General features: G+C 71.7%; 24 protein-coding genes. 17 read left to right on the forward strand and 7 right to left on the reverse strand.

Annotation, left to right across the window (positions count from 1 at the left end; all coding sequences use genetic code 11):
* Positions 1–37: 37 nt before the first annotated feature.
* The 4 genes from ACLJOK_RS08915 to ACLJOK_RS08930 are packed head-to-tail and all read left to right on the forward strand — an operon-like array spanning position 38 to position 4,304.
* Positions 38–1,315, forward strand: a complete 1,278-nt coding sequence (locus ACLJOK_RS08915; RefSeq protein ID WP_410819292.1) for a lysine N(6)-hydroxylase/L-ornithine N(5)-oxygenase family protein — start codon at positions 38–40, stop codon at positions 1,313–1,315.
* A complete protein-coding gene (locus ACLJOK_RS08920; RefSeq protein ID WP_410817511.1) occupies positions 1,312–1,911 on the forward strand; it encodes a GNAT family N-acetyltransferase in 600 nt (199 codons plus the stop codon). The genes ACLJOK_RS08915 and ACLJOK_RS08920 overlap by 4 nt, the downstream gene beginning before the upstream one ends.
* A complete protein-coding gene (locus ACLJOK_RS08925; RefSeq protein WP_410817513.1) occupies positions 1,908–3,755 on the forward strand; it encodes an IucA/IucC family protein in 1,848 nt (615 codons plus the stop codon). Before ACLJOK_RS08920 ends, ACLJOK_RS08925 begins: the two co-directional genes overlap by 4 nt.
* A gap of 48 nt (positions 3,756–3,803) precedes the next feature.
* On the forward strand, positions 3,804–4,304 hold the full coding sequence (locus ACLJOK_RS08930; RefSeq protein WP_410817515.1) for a DUF1772 domain-containing protein: 501 nt from the start codon (positions 3,804–3,806) through the stop codon (positions 4,302–4,304).
* A 33-nt stretch (positions 4,305–4,337) separates the two neighbouring features.
* Here ACLJOK_RS08930 and ACLJOK_RS08935 read toward each other — a convergent pair whose 3' ends face one another.
* Positions 4,338–4,811 carry a MarR family winged helix-turn-helix transcriptional regulator gene (locus ACLJOK_RS08935; protein WP_410817516.1) on the reverse strand — a complete coding sequence of 158 codons (474 nt, stop codon included), beginning with the start codon at positions 4,809–4,811 and terminating at the stop codon, positions 4,338–4,340.
* Positions 4,812–4,948: 137 nt separating this feature from the next.
* On the opposite strand from ACLJOK_RS08935, the gene ACLJOK_RS08940 reads away from it, so the two are divergent.
* Entirely contained in the window at positions 4,949–5,509 is a 561-nt protein-coding gene (locus tag ACLJOK_RS08940) for an NADPH-dependent FMN reductase (RefSeq protein WP_410817517.1), read from the forward strand.
* Between the two features lie 53 nt (positions 5,510–5,562).
* Here ACLJOK_RS08940 and ACLJOK_RS08945 read toward each other — a convergent pair whose 3' ends face one another.
* Positions 5,563–6,501, reverse strand: a complete 939-nt coding sequence (locus ACLJOK_RS08945; protein ID WP_410817519.1) for an SDR family NAD(P)-dependent oxidoreductase — start codon at positions 6,499–6,501, stop codon at positions 5,563–5,565.
* Positions 6,502–6,653: 152 nt separating this feature from the next.
* On the opposite strand from ACLJOK_RS08945, the gene ACLJOK_RS08950 reads away from it, so the two are divergent.
* Positions 6,654–7,559, forward strand: a complete 906-nt coding sequence (locus ACLJOK_RS08950) for a LysR family transcriptional regulator (RefSeq protein ID WP_410817520.1) — start codon at positions 6,654–6,656, stop codon at positions 7,557–7,559.
* A 17-nt stretch (positions 7,560–7,576) separates the two neighbouring features.
* Here ACLJOK_RS08950 and ACLJOK_RS08955 read toward each other — a convergent pair whose 3' ends face one another.
* Complete coding sequence (locus ACLJOK_RS08955) at positions 7,577–8,494, reverse strand: RNA polymerase sigma-70 factor (protein ID WP_410817521.1); 918 nt, start codon at positions 8,492–8,494, stop codon at positions 7,577–7,579.
* Positions 8,491–9,693, reverse strand: coding sequence for an NAD(P)/FAD-dependent oxidoreductase (locus ACLJOK_RS08960; protein WP_410817523.1), 1,203 nt, complete (start codon positions 9,691–9,693; stop codon positions 8,491–8,493). The genes ACLJOK_RS08955 and ACLJOK_RS08960 overlap by 4 nt, the downstream gene beginning before the upstream one ends.
* A 125-nt stretch (positions 9,694–9,818) precedes the next feature.
* On the opposite strand from ACLJOK_RS08960, the gene ACLJOK_RS08965 reads away from it, so the two are divergent.
* A complete protein-coding gene (locus ACLJOK_RS08965; RefSeq protein WP_410817525.1) occupies positions 9,819–11,090 on the forward strand; it encodes an MFS transporter in 1,272 nt (423 codons plus the stop codon).
* 105 nt (positions 11,091–11,195) lie between these two features.
* Here the strand turns inward: ACLJOK_RS08965 and ACLJOK_RS08970 are convergent, their stop codons facing one another.
* Complete coding sequence (locus ACLJOK_RS08970) at positions 11,196–11,681, reverse strand: GNAT family N-acetyltransferase (protein ID WP_410817526.1); 486 nt, start codon at positions 11,679–11,681, stop codon at positions 11,196–11,198.
* A gap of 134 nt (positions 11,682–11,815) precedes the next feature.
* Between ACLJOK_RS08970 and ACLJOK_RS08975 the strand changes: the two genes are divergently transcribed.
* A complete protein-coding gene (locus ACLJOK_RS08975) occupies positions 11,816–12,478 on the forward strand; it encodes a fasciclin domain-containing protein (RefSeq protein ID WP_410817527.1) in 663 nt (220 codons plus the stop codon).
* A 52-nt stretch (positions 12,479–12,530) separates the two neighbouring features.
* Here ACLJOK_RS08975 and ACLJOK_RS08980 read toward each other — a convergent pair whose 3' ends face one another.
* Together ACLJOK_RS08980 and ACLJOK_RS08985 are read right to left on the reverse strand one after the other, a co-directional pair.
* A complete protein-coding gene (locus ACLJOK_RS08980) occupies positions 12,531–13,550 on the reverse strand; it encodes a phosphotransferase family protein (RefSeq protein ID WP_410817528.1) in 1,020 nt (339 codons plus the stop codon).
* The gene (locus ACLJOK_RS08985) at positions 13,547–14,620 is read right to left on the reverse strand and encodes a LacI family DNA-binding transcriptional regulator (protein WP_410817529.1); all 1,074 of its coding nucleotides are present in this window, start codon (positions 14,618–14,620) and stop codon (positions 13,547–13,549) included. The genes ACLJOK_RS08980 and ACLJOK_RS08985 overlap by 4 nt, the downstream gene beginning before the upstream one ends.
* 93 nt (positions 14,621–14,713) lie before the next feature.
* On the opposite strand from ACLJOK_RS08985, the gene ACLJOK_RS08990 reads away from it, so the two are divergent.
* From ACLJOK_RS08990 to ACLJOK_RS09030, 9 genes are all read left to right on the forward strand, one after another.
* A complete protein-coding gene (locus ACLJOK_RS08990; protein ID WP_091398731.1) occupies positions 14,714–15,058 on the forward strand; it encodes a cupin domain-containing protein in 345 nt (114 codons plus the stop codon).
* The gene (locus ACLJOK_RS08995) at positions 15,051–15,767 is read left to right on the forward strand and encodes a cupin domain-containing protein (protein ID WP_410817531.1); all 717 of its coding nucleotides are present in this window, start codon (positions 15,051–15,053) and stop codon (positions 15,765–15,767) included. The genes ACLJOK_RS08990 and ACLJOK_RS08995 overlap by 8 nt, the downstream gene beginning before the upstream one ends.
* Before the next feature lie 167 nt (positions 15,768–15,934).
* Positions 15,935–16,873, forward strand: coding sequence for an ABC transporter permease (locus ACLJOK_RS09000; RefSeq protein WP_410817532.1), 939 nt, complete (start codon positions 15,935–15,937; stop codon positions 16,871–16,873).
* Between the two features lie 23 nt (positions 16,874–16,896).
* Positions 16,897–17,901: an ABC transporter substrate-binding protein gene (locus tag ACLJOK_RS09005; RefSeq protein ID WP_410817534.1), complete on the forward strand. Its 1,005-nt coding sequence runs from the start codon at positions 16,897–16,899 to the stop codon at positions 17,899–17,901.
* Positions 17,902–17,944: 43 nt separating this feature from the next.
* Positions 17,945–18,700, forward strand: a complete 756-nt coding sequence (locus ACLJOK_RS09010; RefSeq protein WP_410819294.1) for an ABC transporter ATP-binding protein — start codon at positions 17,945–17,947, stop codon at positions 18,698–18,700.
* A gap of 38 nt (positions 18,701–18,738) precedes the next feature.
* Entirely contained in the window at positions 18,739–19,890 is a 1,152-nt protein-coding gene (locus ACLJOK_RS09015) for a Gfo/Idh/MocA family protein (RefSeq protein ID WP_410817536.1), read from the forward strand.
* Positions 19,887–21,038: a dihydrodipicolinate synthase family protein gene (locus ACLJOK_RS09020; RefSeq protein ID WP_410817538.1), complete on the forward strand. Its 1,152-nt coding sequence runs from the start codon at positions 19,887–19,889 to the stop codon at positions 21,036–21,038. Before ACLJOK_RS09015 ends, ACLJOK_RS09020 begins: the two co-directional genes overlap by 4 nt.
* On the forward strand, positions 21,035–21,838 hold the full coding sequence (locus tag ACLJOK_RS09025; protein WP_410817539.1) for a sugar phosphate isomerase/epimerase family protein: 804 nt from the start codon (positions 21,035–21,037) through the stop codon (positions 21,836–21,838). Before ACLJOK_RS09020 ends, ACLJOK_RS09025 begins: the two co-directional genes overlap by 4 nt.
* Positions 21,831–22,997 (forward strand): hypothetical protein, encoded by a 1,167-nt coding sequence (locus ACLJOK_RS09030; RefSeq protein WP_410817541.1) that lies wholly within the window; start codon positions 21,831–21,833, stop codon positions 22,995–22,997. The genes ACLJOK_RS09025 and ACLJOK_RS09030 overlap by 8 nt, the downstream gene beginning before the upstream one ends.
* Positions 22,998–23,007: the final 10 nt, after the last annotated feature.

Here is a 23,007-nt window from a genome sequence, read left to right on the forward strand (position 1 = left end):
TGACGCCGTGACCACGAACCCGCGCCTGGAGACCCCGATGTCCACCCACGACTTCATCGCCATCGGGTTGGGCCCGTACAACCTGGGCCTGGCCTGCCTCACCGCGCCGATCGACGAACTCGACGGTGTGTTCCTGGAGGCCCGGCCGAGCCTCGCCTGGCACCCCGGCATGCTGCTGGAGTCGGCCCGGTTGCAGACCCCGTTCATCGCCGATCTGGTCAGCCTCGCCGACCCGACGTCGCCGTATTCTTTCCTGAACTACCTCAAGGAGATCGGCCGGCTCTACCCGTTCTACATCCGGGAGAGCTTCTACCCCCTGCGCAGTGAGTACGACGCGTACTGCCGGTGGGCGGCGGCGAAACTGCCGAACCTGCGCTTCGGTCAGACAGTGACCACTGTGGAGTACGACACCGCCGACGAGCGGTACGTGGTGCGGGCCAGCACCGGCACGGGGGAGAGCGTGGAGTACCGGGCCCGGCACCTGGTGCTCGGCACCGGCACCCCGCCGCACCTGCCCCCGGCAGTGGCCAACCTGCCCGGCGACGCCGTGCACAACTCCCACTACCTGGAGCACCGCACGGCGCTGCGTAAAAAGCGCAGCATCACAGTGGTGGGCAGCGGGCAGAGCGCCGCCGAGATCTACCACGACCTGCTCGGCGACATCGACCGGTACGGCTACCAGCTCAACTGGGTGACCCGGTCGCCGCGGTTCTTCCCGCTCGAATACACCAAGCTGACGCTGGAGATGACCTCACCGGACTACGTGGACTACTTCCACGCGCTGCCCGAGGCGACCCGCTACCGGCTGGAGTCCGAGCAGAAGGGCCTGTTCAAGGGAATCAACGCCGACCTGATCAACGACATCTTCGACCTGCTCTACGCGCACAGCGTGGACGGGCCGGTGAACACCCGACTGCTCACCAACACCGAGCTGGTCAGCGCCGACCACCAGGACGGGCAGTACACGCTGGGGTTGCGTCAGGTCGAGCAGGAGCGCGACTTCGCCCTGCGTACCGAGGGGTTGGTGCTGGCCACCGGCTACCACTACCGGGTGCCGGAGTTCCTCACGCCGGTGCGGGACCGGATTCGCTGGGACGCGCACGGCCGCTTCGACGTGGCCCGCAACTACAGCATCGACCACAGCGGCCGGGGCATCTTCCTGCAGAACGCGGGCACCCACACGCACAGCATCACCTCACCGGACCTGGGCATGGGCGCCTACCGCAACTCCTGGATCATCAGCGAGCTGCTCGGCCGGGAGCACTACCCGATCGAGAAGAGCATCACCTTTCAGGAGTTCGGGGCGTTGTCGTGACCGCCGTCTTCACCCGCGTCGACGAGGGGCTCGGTGAGTTCGCCCTGCGGCCGCTCGACCTGGACGCCGACGCGGCGCTGCTGCACACCTGGGTGACCCACCCGAAGGCGGCGTTCTGGATGATGCAGGACGCCGACCTGGCCCAGGTCACCGAGGAGTACCGGCGGATCGTCGAGCACCCGCACCACGACGCGTACCTCGGCCTGTGGCGGGGGAGTCCCGCGTTCCTGGCGGAGCGCTACGACCCGGCCCACGTCGAGCTGGTCGGCCTGTACGACCACCAGCCCGGTGACGTGGGCATGCACTTCCTCTGCGCGCCGGTCGGCGCGCCCGTGCACGGCTTCACCCGGGCGGTGATCGGCACCGTCATGGCGTGGCTCTTCGACGACCCGACGACCCGGCGGGTCGTTGTCGAACCGGACGTGCGCAACACCGCAGTGCACGCGCTGAACGCCGCCGTCGGCTTCACTGTCGTCGGCCCGATCGCCAAGCCCGAGAAGGACGCGCTGCTCAGCGTCTGCACCCGAGCCCAGTTCCAGGCCGCCGCCGACCGCGCCACCGCCGCTGCCACCCGAACCGAAGGAGCCCCGGCGTGACCACCACCGCCGTCCCCACCCACCCGCCCGTCGCCACCGCGCACAACGCCTCCGGCGACCCGGTCGGGCACCTCACCCCGCAGCGCTGGGCCCGGGCCAACCGGCTGCTGGTCCGCAAGGCGCTCGCCGAGTTCACCCACGAGCGGCTGCTCAGCCCGGAATCCGTGTCCGGCCCCGACGACCGGCAGTGGTACGAGATCCGCAGCGACGACGGCACCGTCACCTACCGGTTCGCGGCGCGGGTGCTCGCCCTGGCGCACTGGCAGATCGACGCGGACAGCATCACCCGACACCGCGACGGCACCTCCCTGGCCCCGGACGCGGTGGACCTCATCGTCGAACTGCGCGACACCCTCGGACTCTCCGCGCGGGTGCTCCCGGTCTACCTGGAGGAGATCACCTCAACGCTGGCGGGTACTGCGTACAAGCTGGCCCAGACCGCGCCGAGCGCCGCCGAGCTGGCCGAGGCGGACTTCCAGACCATCGAGACCTCGATGACCGAGGGCCACCCCTGCTTCGTGGCGAACAACGGCCGGCTCGGTTTCGGCGTCGACGAGTACCACCGGTACGCCCCGGAGGCCGCCGCGCCGGTGCGGCTGGAGTGGCTGGCCGCGCACCGGGACCACTCGACGTTCAGCAGCGCCGCCGACCTCGACTACGACACGCTCATCGAGAGCGAGTTGGACGCCGAGACCCGGGCCCGGTTCGCCGCCACGATGGCCGATCTCGGGCTGGACCTCGCCGACTACCACTTGATCCCGGCGCACCCGTGGCAGTGGTGGAACAAGCTGGCGGTCACCTTCGCCGGGGAGCTGGCCGAGCGGCGGCTGGTGCACCTTGGCCCCGGGCCCGACGTGTACCTCGCCCAGCAGTCCATCCGCACCTTCTTCAACGTCAGCGAGCCGGGACGCCACTACGTCAAGACGGCGCTGTCGGTGCTGAACATGGGCTTCATGCGGGGGTTGTCGGCCGCGTACATGGCGGCCACCCCGGCGATCAACGACTGGCTGGCCGACCTGATCGCCTCCGACGAGGTGCTGACCGGCACCGGCCTGACCGTCATCCGCGAGCGGGCCGCTGTGGGTTACCGGCACCGCCAGTACGAGGCGGCGACCGAGCGCACTTCCCCGTACCGCAAGATGTTGGCCGCCCTGTGGCGGGAGAGCCCGGTGCCCGATCTGGCGCCGGGGCAGCGACTGTCCACCATGGCCGCGCTGGTGCACGTCGACGACGAGGGCGGCTCACTGGCGGCGGCGCTGATCGCCCGGTCCGGCCTGGCGCCCGAGGTGTGGCTGCGCCGCTACCTGGACGCCTACCTGACCCCGCTGCTGCACAGCTTCTACGCCCACGACCTGGCCTTCATGCCGCACGGCGAGAACGTCATCCTGGTCCTCGACGAGCAGGACACCGTCCAGCGGGTGATCTTCAAGGACATCGCCGAGGAGATCGCGGTGATGAGCGACAGGGTCGAGCTGCCGGCGGCGGTGGAGCGGATCCGCGTCGAGGTGCCCGACGACACCAAGCTGCTGAGCATCTTCACCGACGTGGTGGACTGCTTCCTGCGGCACCTCAACGCGGTCCTGGTCGAGGCCGGTGTGCTCGCCGAGGACGACTTCTGGCGCACTGTCGCGGCCTGTGCCACCGACTACTTCGACCGGGTGCCGCACCTGGCCGAGCGGGTCCGCCACTACGACCTGTTCGCCCCGGAATTCACGTTGTCCTGCCTCAACCGGCTGCAACTGCGCAACAACCAGCAGATGATCGACCTGGCCGACCCGTCGGCGGCGCTCCAGTTCGTCGGCACCCTCACCAACCCGCTCGCCGCCCACGCTCCGGCCAGGTGACAGCTGTCGCGTTTGGTCAGCGCGCACACCAACGGGTGCAATAGGCGGATGGGAGTTCTGAGTACCGCTAGCCTGTTCGCCGCCACAGTGACCACCGGCCTGACCGCCGGGCTGTTCGCCGCCTTCGCGTACGCGGTCATGCCGGGTCTGGCCCGCACCGACGACCGGACGTTGGTGCTCGCCATGCGGCGGATCAACGAGTCGATCCTCAACGGTTGGTTCGCTGTGTGCTTCGGCGGCGCGCTGCTGTTCACGCTGCTGGCGGCGGCGCTGCACTTGGGGGACGGGCGTCGGGCGGTGCTGCCGTGGATCGTCGCCGGGCTTCTGCTGTACCTGGTGGTGCTCGGCGTCACCGCCGTGGTCAACGTGCCGCTCAACAACGTGCTGGCCCGAGCCGGCGACGTCGACGACGCCAGCGACCTCGCGGCGCTGCGGGCGCGCTTCGAGGTCACCTGGGTACGCGGCAACGTGGTCCGCGCCGTCGCGTCGACCGGCGCCTTCGGGTTGCTGGCGTGGGCGCTGGTGGCCGAGGGCCGGCTTCCCGGCTGAGGCCGGCGGATGACCGACTGGGCCTGCGTTGGCTCAGTCGGTCGGCTCTGCCGTGCCGGCCCGCTGGAACGCGCGGGCCAGCTGGGCGAGGTCGAAGCCCTCGAAGTGCTGGAGGAACCGGCGGCGTACGGCGGCCAGGTGACTGGGCCAGGACTCCTCCAGGCGGGCGAAGCCCGCGTCGGTGAGGACAGCGTTCCAGCCGCGCGCGTCCTCCTCGCACCGTTCCCGCCGGACCAGGCCCTGCGTCTCCAGCCGGATGATCGTGCGGGTCATGCCGCTGAGCGAGAGGTGGCAGAGCGCGGCGAGCTCGTTCATGCGCATCCGCCGGTCCGGTGTCTCGGAGAGGTTCATCAACGCGGTGTACTCGGTGAGCGGTAGCTGACGGTCACCGACCATGTCCGCGTCGATCGCCCGGGGCAGGACGTGCATCACCTGGCCCAGGGCGCGGACCAGTGCTTCCTCGTCCGGGGTGAGGGGTTGCGGAGTCGCTGCGGAGGGGTTGGGCATCCTCTTATCATACTTGTTTGACTGAGCAAATGCTTACCCTCCGTGTGACCACGCCCATAGGCCATATGCTTGCTTGACCAATCAAGCACCGGATAGCTTTCCCGTCGTCAGGCAAGGACCTCTGAAAGGCGCCACACATGACCAGGATCGGGATCATCCTCGGAAGCACCCGCCCGGGGCGTAACGGCGAGGCCGTCGCCCGCTGGGTGCTCGACATCGCCAAGCAGCGCACCGACGCGGAGTACGAGCTGATCGACCTGCTCGACTACCAGCTGCCGCACCTCGACGAGGCGTACCCGCCCTCGATGGGCCAGTACACCCAGCCGCACACCAAGCGGTGGGCCGAGACGATCGCGTCGTTCGACGGGTTCATCATGGTCACCCCCGAGTACAACCACTCGACCTCGGGTGCCCTGAAGAACGCGATCGACTTCCTCTACGCCGAGTGGAACAACAAGGCCGTCGGCTTCGTCAGCTACGGCTCGGTCGGCGGAACGCGCGCCGTGGAGCACCTGCGTCTGATCTCGGGTGAGCTCCAGATGGCCGACGTGCGTTCGCAGGTCGCGCTGTCGCTCTTCACCGACTTCGAGAACTTCAGCGTCTTCAAGCCCAACCAGTTCCACCAGGACTCGCTGACCGCCACGCTCGACCAGGTCGTCGCCTGGAGCACGGCGCTCGCTCCGCTGCGCAAGGGCTGAGCTCAGCGACTTCGGAAACGGCCGCGGGGGATCCCGCGGCCGTTTCCGGACGCTCAGGCACGCTCCGCGTCGGCGAACAGGTCCAGCGAGAGCTGCCACAGTCGCGCCGCCGCCGCCGGGTCGATCGCGTGGTCGGCGACGCCGCGCAGCGGGTCCGCCGGGTCGTGGCGCACCGCCTGCTCGCAGTCCTCGAAGTACCGGCCGCCGATGCCCTCCAGCTGCGGCCCGGCGGCGAGCAGCACGGAGGTCGCGGCCCCCTGCTGCGGGGTCTTGAAGTCGAACGCCGGAAGCTGCGCGTAGTCCTCCTCGGTGAGGTGCCGTCCCAGGTTGGTGGCGACCGCACCCGGGTTGGCCACGTTGACGGTGATGCCGTCGCCGGCCCAGCGCCGGTTCGCCTCCACCGCGAACAGCGCGGTGGCGGTCTTCGACTCGCCGTAGGCGAGGAGACGGTCATAGGGGCGTTCCCGGAAGTTCACGTCCTCGAAGACCATCGGGGCCTGAACGTGGGCGATGGAACTCAGCGACACCACGCGGGCCCGACCGGCCTCGGCGAGTGCCCGGTGCAGCCCGTTGGCGAGTGCGAAGTGGCCGAGGTGGTTGGTGGCCAACTGCAACTCCCAACCCTCCGCGGTGCGCATCTCCGGGGTCGCCGACACTCCGGCGTTGTTGACCAGGATGTGCAGGGGCCCGTCCCAGGCGGCCACGAACGCGGCGACCGACAGCTGGTCGGACAGGTCCAACGGCATGACCCGGAGCAGCCGGTTCGCGGCCCCGCCGCCGATCTCCCGTGCGGTCCGTTCTCCGGCCCGCGCGTCCCGTACCGCCAGTGTCACCTCGGCGCCCGCCATGGCGAGCGCCCGGGCGGTCTCCACCCCGATGCCCGACGAGGCGCCGGTGACGATGGCGCGCCGCCCGGTCAGGTCGACACCGGCCACGACGTCGGCGGCGGTGGACCGGGCGTCGAACGGCGTGCTGACGCGTGATTCCGACATGATCGACTTCCTTTGGTGGGTGTCCTAGCGTGGCCGTGCCGGCTCGCCGTACGGGCGTACTGTGTGCCGGCACCGCCCTTCGCACCGATCGTGCGCGGAGGTCTGCGCAGACGGCCAACACGCTCTTCCTGGCGTGGCTACAGTCTGTTCCTGTGGCCACGCCTGAGCTGCGACAACTGCGGTACTTCCTGGTCCTCGCAGAGGAGCTGAGCTTCACCCGGGCCGCCGCCCGCCTGATGATCGCCCAGCAGTCGCTGTCGCAGCAGATCACCGCCCTGGAACGCGCCCTCGGGGCGACACTGTTCGACCGCGACAGCCGCGGCACCACCCTCACCGCCGTCGGCGCCCTGTTCGTGCCCGAGGCGCGCGCCGTGACCGACCGCGCCGAGCAGGCCGTCGCCGTCGTGGGACGGGCCCTGCGGGGTGAGGTCGGCACCCTCCGGCTCGCCTTCCTGACCACCGTCGCCAACCACCTGCTTCCCCCGGTGGTCCGGGCAGTCCGCCACCACCTCCCCGACCTGCGCCTGACCACCGAGACCACCAGCATCGCGCCCCTGGTGCAGGGCGTCCTCGACGGGCGGTTCGACGTCGCCTTCACCCGGACCCCGCTCGTGCCCGGCCTGGAGTCCAGGAGGCTGACGACCGAACCGGTCTGCGCGGTGCTGCCCGAGGGCCACCCGCTCGCCGGGCGCGCCCAGCTGACGCTCGCCGACCTGGCGAACGAACCGTGGGTCATGACGCCGCGCAGCTCCTGGGAGCCCTGGCACCGCGCCTTCGACGACCAGTTCCGGGAAGCGGGCTTCGTACCGACAGTCGTTCAGGAGGAGGCCGGCGTGCAGAGCCTCCTCGGCCTGGTCGCCGCCGGACTCGGCGTCACCCGACTCGCCTGCTCGGCGGCGAGTCTTCGCCGCACCGGCGTGGTGTTCGTCCCGCTGGCCGGCGCCTCCGCGTACACCGAGATGGTGTGGTTGGCGGGCAACGCCGCGCCCGGGCTGCACCGGTTCCTGGAGGTGGTCACGGAGCTTGCGGCGACGACCGACCTCACCAGCACCGGCTGACGGTGAGCCGGCCGGCCTCAGCGCGTCGCGAGGTGGTGGGTGGTGCCGTCGGCGACGGCGCGGAGCTTGTCGGGGTTGGCGACGTTGTGGATGGTGGTGATGCGACTGTCGGCGTCGATGTCGAAGGAGACTGTGGCGATCACCCGGCCCGCACCGCTGAACACCAGCCCCGGCCCCCCGTTGATCTCGACCTGGGCGGCGTGCATGTCGTGCGGCGCAACGCCCTGGTAGGTGACGGTGCCGATGGCCGCGAACCACGCGGCGACAGTTTCCGCACCCCTGATGGGACGCAGCGCCTGGCGGACCTTACCGCCACCGTCGGTCCACAACGTGACGTCCGGGGACAGCAACTCCAGCAGAGTGTTGATGTCGCCGCCGGTCGACGCGGCGAGGAATCGCTCGGTGACTCCGCGCTGCTGCGACCGGTCCGCTGTGAAACGTGGCCGCTGGCCCCGCACGTGCTCGCGAGCACGGTGGGCGGTCTGACGGACCGCGGCCTCGGAGCGCTCCACCGCCGCCGCGATCTCCGCGTGGCTGAAGTCGAAGACCTCCCGCAGGACGAACACGGCACGCTCGAGCGGGCTGAGCGTCTCCAGCACCACCAGCATCGCCATCGACACCGACTCGGCGTCGGTGACGGCGTCGGCGGCGTCCCCATCGGTCAGGACGGGTTCGGGCAACCACGGCCCCGGATAGGTCTCGCGGTGGTGGCGGGCCGAGCGCAGGCGCTGCAACGCGAGGTTCGACACGATGCGGGCGAGGTACGCCTTGGGATCGACGACCTGGGAGCGGTCCGCCGAGGACCAACTGATCCAGGCGTCCTGCACCGCGTCCTCGGCATCTGCCGCGCTGCCGAGGATCCGGTAGGCCACCGAGAACAGCAGGTTGCGATAACTGTGGAACATCTGCTCGTCGGCGTCCGGCGGGTGCGTCACCGGGCGTCCCGCAGGCGGGTGAAGCGGCCGCCGCGCGGCCAGAACGCGCCGGAGGAGGGCAACCAGGACATGCGACGGTAAGTCGGCCAGGGCGAAGCGCTCACGGTCTCCTTGTACCAGACCGCCATCCGCCCGGTCAGACACCCGCGGCGAGGGCTGTCGTCGGGTCTGGTGAACTGCACTACCGCGTCGTTTCGGCCCAGGCTCACCGGCGTGTGGTAGTAACCGAACCGGAACGGCCGGGGCTGCCTGCCCCGCAGCGCGCGGGCGATCGACACCGCCGCGTGCACGCCGGTCGGCATGCCGCTCTGGCAGGTGCCGTGCAGCACCCCGTAACCCTGCCGGATCGCCGCCGCATCGCCGATCGCGTACACCTCGGGGTGCGACACCGACCGCAACGCGGCGTCGGTGACGACGCGACCGCGTTCGTCGACGGTCAGCCCGGCGGCGGCCGCCAGCGGCGCCACCCGGGTGCCACAGGTCCAGAGGACGACGTCAGCCGCCACGGTCCGCGCACCGGCCAGCTCGACCCCGTCGGGCCGGACCCTGGTGACCGCCGCCCCGGTGATCACCTGGACGCCGAGGCGGGTCAGCGCGGCCCGCAGATACGCCCGGGCCTTCGGGTTCATGCTCGCCCCCGGGTCCCGCTGGCCCACCAGCGTGACACCGACATGCGGGTGTCGTTCCGCGATCTCCGCGGCCGCCTCGACCCCGGTCAACCCGCTGCCGACCACGACGACAGTGCCGGCGCCGAGCCGTGCCAACCGGTCCGCCAGCGTGGTCGCGCCGCTCGGACCGTCCAGCGTGTACGCGTGCTCCTCGACGCCCGGGACCGCCGCTGTATCCGTCACACTGCCCAACGCGTAGACCAGGGTGTCGTAGCGCAGCACCCGGCTGTCGTCGACGCGGACGGTCTTCGCGTGGGCGTCCACCGCCGTCACCCAGCCGCGCACGAACTGCGCACCCGTCCCCGCCAGCAGGTGGGGGATGTTCAGCTCGGCGAGCCGCTGACCGGTCGCCGTCATGTGCAGCCGGAGGCGCTCGGTGAACCGCTCCTGCACGTTGACCACTGTCACCTGCACGCCGGCCCGCCTGGTCCGTGCCGCGACCTGGGTCGCCGTGGCCATGCCCGCGTAGCCCGCGCCGAGGATCAGCACGCGGTGCGTGCCCGACGGGACCTGTCGATGCGCTGTGCTCATTGTTTCGCCTCTCTGATCGGACTGACGACCACGAGATGCGTGTCGCTCATTGCTTCGTGACATCGCAGCGGTGTGACGCCCGCCACGGCCAGCGTCGCAGGGGCGCGTTCACTACCCTTGGCGCGATGAGCCGATCCGCCGCCGCTGGTCGGGCTCCGCTCTGGCGGGACCGCACCTTCGGCACGTACTGGGTCGCCCAGTCGCTCTCGGCGGCCGGCGACTCGTTCGCCTACCTGGCGGTGCCGCTGCTGGTGCTCCAGGCGACCGGGTCGGTGGCGCAGATGGGCCTGCTCACCGCCGTCGCGGGCGCGGCGTCCGTCGTCGCCGGGATCTTCGGTGGGGTGCTGGTCGACAGGTACGACCGCCGCACCCTGATGATCGTGGCGGATCTGACCCGACTGGTGCTCTACGCCCTCGTGCCACTGGCGTGGCTGGCCGGCCCGCAGGTCTGGCTGCTCTTCGTCGTGCTGCCCATCTGCGAGGCGGCCGGCATGCTGTTCCAGGTCGCCGCGGTGACAGCGGTCCGCAACCTCGTCGACTCCGACCGGATCACCGAGGCCAACGGCCGGTTGCAGGCGACGTACGCGGCGGCGGCCGTCCTCGGGCCGCTGCTCGCCGGTGTGGTGGCGGCCCGCTTCGGCCCGGCCACCGCCATCGCCGTCAACGCGGCGAGCTTCGCGCTCTCGGCGGCCGGCCTGTGGCTGATCCGACTACGCCCCGTCCAGGTGGACGAGGGGGTGGCCCGGCAGCGCCCGCTGACCGAGTTCCTGGCCGGGGCGCGGTTCCTCTGGCGACAGCCCGTGCTGCGCGCGCTGACCGTCCTGTTGTCGGTCTTCATTTTTCTCACCTACGGCTTCGTCGACGTGCTGATCTACCACGTCACGCACGACCTCGGCGGCTCCGAGGGCACCGTCGGCACGGTGCTCGGCCTGGCGGCGTTGGGCACGGTCGCCGGCGCGCTGCTGGTGGCGCCGCTGCGCCGCCGTCGCGGCTTCGGTGCCACCTGGATCGGCGCGCACGCGATCTGCGGTTTTGCCGTGGCCGGGGTCGGCATCGCCACCACAGTGCCCGCGGTCACCACGCTGACCGCTGTGTACCTGTGCTGTCTGAGCATCGGCGGGATCTGCTCGATGTCCCTGCGCCAGGAGATCACCCCCGATCACCTGCTGGGCCGGGTCACGTCGGCGTTCTGGAGCACGCACTACGCCCTCGGTCCGGCCGGCGCTGTTGTGCTGACCTGGGCCGCCGGCCGCTACGGTGCTGCGGCGGTCACGCTCGTGGCGGGCGCGGGGTGCCTGCTGGTCGCGGTCGGCGGCCTCTTCACCCCGATCCGCCGGGCCGGCGCGGAGCCGGCCGCCGGGCAGCCCGGACTGCGCCCGGCCCCCGCCGGCGGCTGACCCCTTCCTGGTCGATCATGGAGTTATGGTGGGCGCGTTGTGCAGTCATGCCCCTTTTGCGCGCCACCATAAGTCCATGATCGACGCGAGCGGGGGCGGGGAGTCCTAGAACTCCTGGTACATCACGTGCAGGCCGACCCGGCCCGCGGTGGGGTGACGGAACGCGCCCGGCACGGTGCCGACGACCTCGAAGCCCTCCCGCCGGTACAGCCGCACCGCCGAGTTGTTGCTCTCCACCACGGCGTTGAACTGCATGCCGGCGTACCCCTGCCGGCGGGCCCAGGCCAGGGCGTCACGACACAGCGCGGTGCCCACGCCCCGGCCCCGCGCCTCGGTGGCGACCATGAAGCTGGCGGTGGACACGTGCGCGCCCGGCCCGGGCCGGTTGGTGCCCATCTTCGCGGTGCCGAGCACCCGCTCGCCGTCGACCGCCACGACGGTCCGCCCCGGCGCCGCCTCGACCCACATGCCGTACGACTGCTCGGCGGTCATCGCCGGGTCGTAGGGGAACGTCTCCTGTGCCCGGATCACCTCCTCGATGATCGGCCACACCTGCGACCAGTCCCGGTCGACGAACTCCCGAATCAGCACCCGGGGAGGTTAGGCCCCGGCCGGAGCCCCGGACAATCGGTTATCCGCTGGTGCATCTGCGCGGCCTACCCGGTGCGAAGCATGGATCGTGACGAGACGTCACGGATCCGGTCGCTTCGACGAAAGGCCCGCTGATGAAGATCGCACGAATCGCCGCCCGGATGGCGGTGGGCGCCGTGGCCACCGCGCTGGCCACCACCGCAGTCGCCGTACCGGCAGCTCAGGCCACCAGCAAGCCCAAGCCGCTCGGCACGACGTCACTCGCCCAGGTGCTGACCCGCGACAGCAGCGGCTTCGACCGCAACTCGCGTGACTTCGACGTGCTGACGGCGGCCGTGCTGGCAGTGCTGGAGGCCAAGCCGAACTCTCCGGTCAAGGTGCTCACCGACGGCACCGTGGCGCTGACCGCGTTCATCCCCACCGACGCCGCCTTCCAGCAGTTGGTCCGCGAGATCACGCAGGCCCGGAAGCTGCCGAGTGAGAGCGCCGCCTTCACCGCCGTGGCCGGGCTGGGCATCGACACCGTCGAGTCGGTGCTGCTCTACCACGTGGTCCCGGGCGCCACCATCGATCGCAAGACGGCGGTCCGGGCCGACGGCACGGACCTGACCACCGCGCTCGGCTCGTCCGTCGAGGTCGACGTGCGCACCTACCTGTACTTCTTCCGCCAGGTGCGGCTGGTCGACGCCGACACCGACGACCGTGACGCGCGGGTCGTCTCCTACGACGTCAACAAGGGCAACCGGCAGATCGCGCACGCCGTGGACCGGGTGCTGCGCCCGATCGACCTGCCCTGACCGCGGGCGGGTGGCGTCCGACCACACGGCGGACGCCACCCGCGCCGGGCCGTCAACCCGAGGCGAGCGCGGCGAGTTCCTCGTCGAGCAGGGCCGCCAGCCGGGCGTACCGGCCGGGATGGCTGCGCGCGGTCATCCCACGGCTGGGCATCTCCACAGTCATCAGCAGGTACAGGTGCAACCGGTAGAGGCCGAGCCGGCGGCGTGCTGGAGCGTTCAGCACCAACGGTTCGGGTGCGCCGGCCTGGTAGCCGCGCAGCAGGGGGTGCTCCGGCTCGTCCTCGACGCGTCGGAAGAGCAGCGGCGAGACCAGGTCCAGCAGTGGGTCGCCGTAAAGGAACCGCTCGCCGTCCACCAGGCCACGCAGCCGCAACCGGCCGTCCCCGTCGGGTGCCGCCAGCACGTTGCCGTCCCAGCAGTCGAAGTGCAGCAGCGCCGGCCGGCGCACCTCGTCGAGCACGTCGGCGTGCCGCCCCACCAGCGCGCGCAGGCGCTCCGGGGTCACCGGCAGTCTGACGTCCCAGTCGATCGCGTCGGCCAGGAGCGCGTCGAGCATCGCCGTGAACGCCGCCCGCCAGGTCGGCCCGCCGGCCCGGTCGTCGTCGTACCCGAACCGCTCACCGGTCACCCGGTGCAACGCGGCGAGAGCCACCCCGAGGTCGTAGCGCGCCGGGCCGTCGTCGACCACGACACCGGCCTCCGCCAGGCCGGACAGTGACCGGCCGGGCAGCATCGCGGTGACCAACCACTCGCCGTACGCCGGGTCGGCGCCGCGCCAGAGCACCGGGGGGACGGGCACCTGCGGCGCCCGCTGCGCGACGAGCCGAAAGTATCGTTCCTCGGCAGCGCAGAGCCCGCGCTCGTAGCGCAGCAGCGGCGTTCCGGCCGGCGGAGCCAGCTTCAGCACCACCCGACGGTCGTCGTCGAGCAGCGCCCACCAGACCGTCGCGTACCCGCCGCCGGCCAGTGGACCGGCGTCCCGGACCCGGGTGTGTGGACCGAACGACGCACCGACCAGGAACGCCACATCGGCGCGCGTGAGGGGCCGCTGGGTCGGGCTGGCGCCGGTCACGACGTGGCGTCACCTCGCCGCGCGCGTGGCGCGGAACCCGCAGTAGCGCGGGTGGACAGTGGGACGGGACCGGCGGTGTCACGGCGGACCAGCTCGGCGGGGAGCACCTCGACCCGGGGCGTCGGGGCGCCGACGCCGAGCACCAGGGACATCGCCCGCACACCCATGTCGACCAGGGGCAGTCGCACGGTGGTCAGTGCCGGGGTCACGTCCCGGGCGATCGGCATGTCGTCGAAACCCAGCACCGAGATCTGCTGCGGCACGGCCAACCCACGCGCGCGCAGGGTGGCGAGCGCGCCGATGGCCATCGAGTCGTTGAGCGCCACGATCGCTGTCAGCTCCGGGTCGGCGTCGAGGAGTCGGGCGGTGGCCTCGGCGCCACCGTCGCGGTCGAACTCCGCGTACCGGATGCGCTGTTCGGGTAGCTCGCGGCCCTGCTCGGTGAGGGCCTGCCGGAGGCCGGCGAGCCGGTCGGTGGTGGTGGTCAGGATGCGCGGGCCGGCGACCACGCCGATCGCCCGGTGCCCCAGGCCGCACAGCTCCTGCCCGGCGAGATAGCCGCCGGTCCGGTTGTCCGGCATCACCGCGTCGCCGGAATGCTCGTGCCGGCCGATCACCGCCACCCGCCCGCCGGTGGCCTCGTACGCGGCGAGCTTCTCGTTGAGTTGCCGGGTGAACGCCTCGTCGTGGTAGCCCGAGCCGGCCAGGATCAGCGCCGCCACCTGGTGGCCGCGCAGCAGCTCCACGTACTCCAACTCGCGGTCCGGGTCCCGGTAGCTGTTGCAGATCATCAGCAGCCGGCCCTGGTCGGTGGCGACCCGCTGCAGCCCTCGGGTGATCTCGGCGAAGTACGGGTCGGAGACGTCGTGCACGATGACGCCGACCGCGCTGCGGTGCGAGCGGGCCAGCAGTTGGGCGTGCGCGTTCGGCACGTACTGCAACTCGGCGACGGCGGCGAGCACCCGTTCGCGCAGCTCGTCGGTGACCGGCTTGCTGCTGCCGTTGATGACGCGGGAGGCGGTGGCGGGCGAGACGCCCGCTCGGCGGGCCACATCGGACAGGGTCGCCATTGCCCGCCCCCTCGATCTGTTGACGGCGTTTCGTCGTGCCGGCTAGCGTCACCGTACCGCAGAGAAAGCCCTTTCCCGCAGGGAGGCCCGGCCGTGTCCGATCGCTTCGCGGTACTTCAACTTGACGACCTTCCCGCCCGCCGCTGCTCGTGTGGGACCACCCGCCGGGGTTTCATCGCCGAGAGCGAGGGCCAGGCCAGCGTGCACCTGCTCCAGGTGCAGGACGCGGTGACCCACCACCACCGGATCGCCACCGAGTACTACGTCGTACTCGCCGGCGAGGGCGAGATCGAGTTGGACGGCGTCCGTCACCCCGCCCGGCCGATGTCCGCGTTCCTGATCAAGCCGGGGTGCCGGCACCGGGCCATCGGCGACCTCACAGTGCTGCTGGTGTCCCTGCCGGCCGCGGACGACACCGACGAGTACTTCGATGCGTGATCGCCCGGCGCCGCTGCCCGGCGGGGTCGGGGTGTCCCGGCTGCGCGTCTACGACACAGTGGCCCCGGACGGCCTGGTCGGCGGCACCCCGCACGTGCACCTGTGCTGCACCGAGGGGTACGTGGTGACCGACGGCGAGGGCGTGGTGCAGACCCTGACCACGGCCGGCTACCGGGAGACGCCGCTGCGGCCGGGGGTGGTGGTCTGGTTCGAGCCGGGCACCGTGCACCGCCTGGTCAACGGGGGCGGGCTGAACATCGTGGTGCTCATGCAGAACAGCGGCCTGCCCGAGGCCGGCGACGCGGTGCTGACCTTCCCGCCCGAGGTGCTGGCCGACCCGGCCGCGTACGCCACGGCGGCGGCGTTGCCCGACGGGGGAGCGCCGGGCGCGGACGTGCTCGCCGCGTACCGCCGTCGGGATCTGGCGGTGACCGGCTTTTTGGCGCTGCGGTCCGGCGGTCCGGCGGCGCTGGCCGCCTTCCACGCCGCCGCGATCGTCCTGCGCCAACCGTTGCTGGCGCGGTGGCGGCAGCGGTGGGAGGCCGGCGCCGGCCGCGCCGCCGCCGACACCGCCGCCCAGCTCGACGCCCTGGAGCGGGGGGATCCCGGCCACCTGGGGGACGCCGGGGTGTACGCGGTGAACGAGCCGGTCGAGCGGGGCCGGCTGGGTATGTGCGGCCTCCTCGACACCTATCCGGCGGCCGGCTGACAGTCCCTTCGGGACAGCTGTCGGGCTGCCGGGGCATCGGCGGAAACAGATCGAGGAAAGGCCTTGCCCGGCGTGAGGGGGCCGCCTACGCTCCAGGAAAGCGTTTGCCTGATCCGCCGACCGGCCCGGTCCATGGGTGCCGTGCCGGGCCCCCGAGGAGGTTCCGCGTGACCGAGAACTCTTTGGACACGGCGGGCCGGCAGGCCGCTGCCGGGCCCGGCAGCGGTGGTGCGGCGGACGGCGTCGACGGCACGATTCCGTCCACTGTGGCAAAGCCGCCGCCCAGCGGCGGCCGTCCACCACGTCCCACGCTCGGTCGCCGGGCGGTGGTCTTCGCCGACTCGCTCTGGCGCCCGGCGCTGGTGCTCGCTGTCTTCTTCGCCGCCTGGTGGTTCGTGGCGGCCCGGGAGTACGTCCCGAACTACCTGGTGCCCACTCCCGGCCAGGTCTGGGAGACGATGACCACCCAGTGGTCCGAGCTGGCCCGGCACACACTGGTCACCCTCTACGAGACGGTGCTCGGCTTCGTGCTGGCCGCCGCGTTGGGTCTGGTCACCGCTGTCGCCATCGCCTACTCCCGCACCCTGGACAAGGCGCTCTACCCGATCGTCCTGTTCGCGCAGGTCATCCCGAAGATCGCCATCGCGCCGCTGCTGGTGGTCTGGTTCGGCCTCGGTCTCACCCCGAAGATCATCCTGGCGGTGCTCATCGCGTTCTTCCCGGTGGTCATCTCCGGCGTGGCCGGGCTGCGCTCCACCGACCCGGAACTGCTCGACCTCGCCGCCACGATGGGCGCCGGGCCGTGGCGCACCTTCCGCAAGATCCGCTTCCCGAACGCGTTGCCGCACCTGATGGCCGGCCTGAAGGTGGCCGTCACCCTCGCCGTGGTCGGTGCCGTGGTCGGCGAGTTCGTCGGCGCCAGCGAAGGGCTCGGCTACGTCCTGTTGCTGGCCAACGGCAACCTCGACGCCCCGCTGCTGTTCGCCGACCTGATCCTGATGTCCGCCATCGGCATCGTCCTGTTCGTCCTGGTCGAGATCGCCGAGGCACTGCTCATTCCGTGGCACGCCAGCCGCCGGGCCGGCGTGTCCCTCACCACCTCCTGACCGACCCCATCACGGAGGCACCGATGAAACGCACCGCCACCACCATCCTGGCCACCGCCGCCCTGCTCCTCGCCGCTACCGGCTGCGGTGGCGACGACAACGCCGGCAGCACCAACGCCGACGGCAGCAAGCAGGTCACCCTCACCCTCAACTGGGTGCCCTACGGCGAGCACGCGCCCTTCTACTACGGCCTGCAGAAGGGCTACTACTCCGCCGAGGGCATCGACCTGAAGATCCTGCCCGGCAACGGCTCGGGCAACACCGTCAAGCAGGTCGCCCAGAAGCAGACCGACTTCGGCTGGGCGGACAGCCCGGTGCTGCTGAAGTCGGTGGCCAGCGGCATGCCGGTGCGCAGCCTCGGCGCGTACCTGGAGAAGGGACCCTCCTCGGTGGAGTTCTTCACCGAGGAGAACATCAAGACCCCGGCCGACCTCAAGGGCAAGACCGTCGGCGGCACCCCCGGCGACGCCCTCTACGCCACCTTCCCGGCCTGGCTGGAGAAGAACGGCCTCAAGAAGGACGACGTCAAGGTGGTCAACGTCGACGCCGCCGGCAAGATCGCCGCCCTGGCCGAGGGCAAGGTCGACGCCATCATGGGCTTCTTCCACGACCAGGCGCCCACCATCGAGAGCAAGACCGGCAAGAAGGTCGACGTGCTGCTCTTCGCCGACTTCGGGATGAACCTGCTCGGCACCGGCCTGATCGCCAACACCCAGACCCTGCAGAAGGACCCGGAGCTGGTCCGCAAGTTCGTCCGGGCCACCCAGAAGTCCTGGGCCGACGCCGCCCGGGACCCGGCTGGCGCGGTGAGCGCGATGACCGCTCTGGCCGAGAACGAGCCGGCGCCCGAGGTGCTCACCAAGCAGCTCACACTCAACATGCCGCTGATCGGCGCGGACGGCCCGCCCGGGGTGAACACCGAGGCCCAGTGGACCGAGACCATCGACCTGATGTCCCGCTACGCCGAGCTGAAGGATCCGGGAGCGCCCAGCGCGTACTGGGACTCCTCGTACGCGGCGCAGGGGTGACCCGGTGACCGCCGCGCCGGCAGCCACCGGCACCGCCATCGGGATGTCCGGGCTGACCGTCCGGTTCACCACCCGGCGGTCGCAGACCACAGCGTTGGACGACGTGTCGCTGGACATCGAACCGGGCGAGTTCGTCTCGATCGTCGGCCCGTCCGGCTGCGGCAAGTCCACCCTCCTGAAGATCGTCGCGGGGTTGGTCAAGCCGACCAGCGGCGAGGTGTCGTTGCTGGAGCGCCCGGTGCGCGGCCCGCAAAAGGAGATCGGCTTCGTCTTCCAGAAGGCCGCGCTGCTGGAGTGGCGCGGTGCCCGAGCCAACATCCTGCTCCAAGCCGAGATGCGCGGCATGGACCGGGCGCAGGCCGCCCGCCGCGCCGACGAGCTGATCGAGATGACCGGCCTGACCGGCTTCGAGAAGGCGTTGCCACACGAGCTGTCCGGCGGCATGCAGCAGCGGGTGGCGCTCTGCCGCGCGCTGCTGCACTCTCCGCCGGTGCTGCTGATGGACGAACCGTTCGGCGCCCTGGACGCGTTGACCCGCGAGCAGATGAACGCCGAACTGCACCGGATCTGGCGGGAGACCGGGACCACTGTGGTGCTGGTCACCCACTCCATCGCCGAGGCGGTCTTCCTCGGCACCCGGGTCGTGGTGATGAGTCCCCGGCCCGGTCGCATCATCCGCACCTTCCCGGTCGAGTTGCCGGCGCACCGCGACTACGCGCAGGTGATGTCGGATCCCCGCTTCGACCGGCTCGCCACCGACCTGCGTGGGTTGCTCGGCAGCGCGGCCGCCAACCACTGAGCGCGGATCGGCACGACCAGCACGACGGAAGGAACACCATGACCCGCAGGTCGATCGGCATCATCGTCAACGGCGTGACCGGACGGATGGGCTACCGGCAGCATCTCGTCCGGTCGCTGCTGGCCATCCGCGAATCCGGTGGTGTGGCGTTGGCCGACGGCACCACCATCTGGCCGGAACCGGTCCTGGTCGGGCGTAACGAGACGAAGCTCCGGGAGCTCGCCGAGCGGCACGGGCTGACCGACTGGACCACCGACCTGACCTCGGCGCTGGCCCGCGACGACGTCGAGATCTACTTCGACGCGCAGGTCACCCAGCAGCGGGAGAAGGCGATCCGGCAGGCCATCGAGGCCGGCAAGCACATCTACACGGAGAAGCCCCTGGCCGAGGACACCGCGGCCGCGCTCGACCTGGCCCGGGCGGCGGACGCGGCCGGTGTCCGCACCGGTGTCGTGCAGGACAAGCTATTCCTGCCCGGTCTGCGCAAGCTCAAGCGCCTCATCGACGGTGGCTTCTTCGGCCGGATCCTCTCGGTGCGCGGCGAGTTCGGGTACTGGGTCTTCGAGGGCGACTGGCAGCCCGCTCAGCGGCCGTCGTGGAACTACCGGACCGAGGACGGCGGCGGCATCGTGGTCGACATGTTCCCGCACTGGCACTACGTGCTGGAGGAGCTGTTCGGCCGGGTCACGGCCGTCTCCTGCGTGACCGCCACCCACGTGCCCGATCGGGTCGACGAGGCCGGTCACGCGTATGCGGCCACTGCCGACGACGCCGCGTACGCCACCTTCGAACTCGATGGCGGCGTGATCGCGCAGATCAACTCGTCCTGGGCCGTGCGGGTGTACCGCGACGAACTGGTGGAGTTCCAGGTCGACGGCACGGAGGGCAGCGCGATCGCCGGCCTGCGCAACTGCCGGGTGCAGCACCGGGCGGTCACCCCGAAGCCGGTGTGGAACCCGGACCTGCCGGCCACCGAGGACTTCCGCGCCCAGTGGGCCGAGGTGCCCGACAACGAGGAGTTCGACAACGGCTTCAAGGTGCAGTGGGAGGCGTACCTGCGGCACGTGGTGGCCGGCGAGCCGTTCCGGTGGGACTTCCTGGCCGGCGCGCGCGGCGTGCAGCTCGCCGAGCTGGGGCTGCGCTCTGCCCGCGAGGGTGGCCGCATCGAGGTGCCGGAGCTTCACTCATGAGTGCCGAGGTGGTGTTGCCGGGTGGACGGCGGCACCGGCTCGCCGGGGGAGGCGGCTTCGCCCGACCGGACGCGCCGGCGACCAGCCGCATCGCGTACGCCGCCGCGCACGTGGTCGCCGACCCGGGCGCGGAGAACGTGCCGGGTGCCCCGGCGGCGGTGGACTGGGACACCACCCTCGCCTTCCGGCGGCACCTCTGGTCGTACGGGCTGGGGGTCGCCGAGGCGATGGACACCGCCCAGCGGGGGATGGGGCTGGACTACCCGGCCACCCGGGAGCTGATCCGGCGCAGCGCTGCCGAGGCCCGCGCGGTGGGCGGGCGGATCGTCGCCGGGATCGGCACCGACCAACTGCCGGTCGGCCCGGCCACACTGGCGGCGGTCACCGCCGCGTACGCCGAGCAGCTCGACGACGTCCGCGCCGCCGGGGCCCGACCGGTGCTGATGTGCAGCCGGCACCTGGCCGCCGCCGCGCGCGGCCCGGAGGACTACCTGCGGGTGTACGACGAGCTGCTGGGCGCCGCCGACGAACCGGTGGTGCTGCACTGGCTGGGCCCGATGTTCGACCCGGCGTTGACCGGTTACTGGGGTGCTGTCGACCTGGACCTGGCCGCCGACACTGTGATTGAGCTGATCAAGGCGCGTCAGTCCAAGGTGGACGGCATCAAGGTGTCGTTGCTGGACGCCGACCGGGAGGTCGCGTTGCGCCGCCGCCTGCCGGCCGGGGTGCGCCTCTACACCGGTGACGACTTCCACTACCCGGAGCTGATCCGGGGTGACGAGGTGGGTCATTCCGACGCGCTGCTCGGGGTGTTCGCGGCCATCGCGCCGGCCGCCGCCGCCGCGCTGGCCGCCCTGGACCGGGGGGACCTGACGGCGTACGACGAGATCTTCGGGCCCACAGTGCCGCTGGCCCGGCACCTGTTCGCGGCGCCGACCTGGCACTACAAGACGGGGATCGTGTTCCTGGCCTGGTTGGCTGGGCACCAGGACCATTTCACGATGGTCGGCGGCGCCCAGTCCGGCCGGTCCCCGGCGCACCTGGCCAGCCTGCTCACCCTGGCCGACGCGGCCGGGCTGCTGCCCGACGCCGACCTGGCCGCCGCCCGCGCCCGGGCCTTCTTCACTGTGGCGGGGGTGCAGCAATGAGCCTCGCGCGCTTCTCGTTCAACCAGGCAACCGCCCAGCGCTGGCCGCTGCCCGAGGTGGTGGCCGGGTGCGTGGCGGCCGGCGTGCCGGGCATCGGCCTGTGGCGCGAGCCGGTGGCCGCGTACGGGTTGGCCCGCTCGGCGAAACTGGTCCGCGACGCCGGCCTCACCGTCACGTCGCTGTGCCGGGGCGGGTTCTTCTCCGCCGACGACTGGCGCGCGGAGAACCTGCGGGCCATCGAGGAGGCCGCTGCCCTCGGGGCCCCGGAACTGGTGCTGGTCTCCGGTGGGTTGCCGGCCGGCAGCCGGGACGTCGACGGCGCGCGGCGTCAGGTCGCCGACGCGATCGGCGAGCTGGCCCCGCACGCCGAGGCCGCCGGCGTACGGCTGGCCATCGAGCCGCTGCACCCGATGTTCGCCGCCGACCGGTGCGTGATCGCCACCCTCGGCCAGGCGCTGGACATCGCCGAGCGGTTCGACCCGGCGGTGGTCGGTGTTGTCGTCGACGCGTACCACATCTGGTGGGACGACACCGTGTACGCGCAGATCGCGCGGGCTGCCACCCGGATCGCCGCGTTCCAGGTCTGCGACTGGGTGACCCCGCTGCCGGAGGGGGTGCTGCTCGGCCGGGCGCTGCCCGGCGACGGCTGCATCGAGCTGCGTCGGCTGCGCGAGGCGGTGGACGCGGCCGGCTACGTCGGCCCGATCGAGGTGGAGGTCTTCTCCGCCGAGGTGTGGGCGCGCCCGGGCGCGGAGGTGCTCGACGCGGCGATCGCCGGCTACCTGCGCCACGTTGTCTGACATCCCCGATCGGCGGTGGCCGGCGGCGGTCGGCGCCTGGCTGGGCATCGGCACCGCACCCGCCACGCTGGTGCTCGGCGCGGCGATGGCCGCCCGCCACGGCGGCGCGGTGCCGGTGGCCGGGCTGCTGGTCGGCGGGGCGCTGATGGCGGCCCTGCTCTGGGGGCAGGGTCGGATCGGGCTGCGCCGACCGCTCGGCGACGGCGGGACGCTGACAGCGGTGCTGCCCGCGTACCTGGGGGACACCTCGCGGCTACTGCTGGCGGCGGTGCTGGCCGTGTCGATGGTCGGCTGGAACGGGTTCAACGTCGGGCTCGGAGGGGCCTCGCTGGCCGCGCTGACCCACCTGCCGGGCTGGGCCGGGCCGGTGCTGCTGGAGATGGCGGTCCTCGCCGTCTCCTGGGCGCCGGCCCGGCTCGGCAACCGGGTCGCGGTGGTCACCACGCTCAGCGCGGTGGTGCTGGTCGGCTGGTGCCTGACGGTGCTGCCACCGCCCGGCGCGCCGGTCCGCCTCGCCGGCGGTGGGCTCGCCGATGCCGCCGCGCTGATCGGGTACGCGGCAGTGTTCGCGCTGCGGGCACCGGACTTCAGCGTGGGCCTTTCCCGAAGGCGTGACCTGGCCTGGTGCGTGGGGCTGCTGATCGGGCCGGCGCTGCTCGGGGTGCTCGCCGGGGCCGGCCTGTGGCTGCGCACCGGCTCGGCCGACGTGGTCGCGTTGCTCGCCGCCGGCTCGGGGCTGGCCGCGTACGCGAATCTGTTCGTCGCGGTGGCGGTCTTCGCGGCCGCGCTGACCACCACGTACTCCGGTTCGCTGGCGTTGCGCGGCCTGGCGCCGCGTCTGCCGGCGCGGGCGGCGATGCTGCTCGTCGCGGTGCTCGGCGGGATCCTGGCGGTGGCGCGGTTCGACCGTCTGGTGCTGCCCTGGCTGACCCTGCTGGCCGCCGCGTTGCCGGTGCTGGTGGTGCCGATGGCAGTGGAAGCCGCGGCCCGTCGGCGCGGTCGGGCCCCGCGTACCGTGCCCGCCTGGTGCTGGGTGCCGCCGGCGCTGCTCGCGGTGGCCTGCACGCTCGCCGGGGTGGGCGTCGCCCCGCTGCTCGGGTTGGCCGTCGCCGGAGTGCTCACCCTGCTGTGGCGGCGCCTGAATTCCACATGCCAATAACCCCGAATCA

The sequence above is a fragment of the Micromonospora sp. 050-3 genome (assembly GCF_046549335.1).
GTDB lineage: Bacteria > Actinomycetota > Actinomycetes > Mycobacteriales > Micromonosporaceae > Micromonospora > Micromonospora trifolii.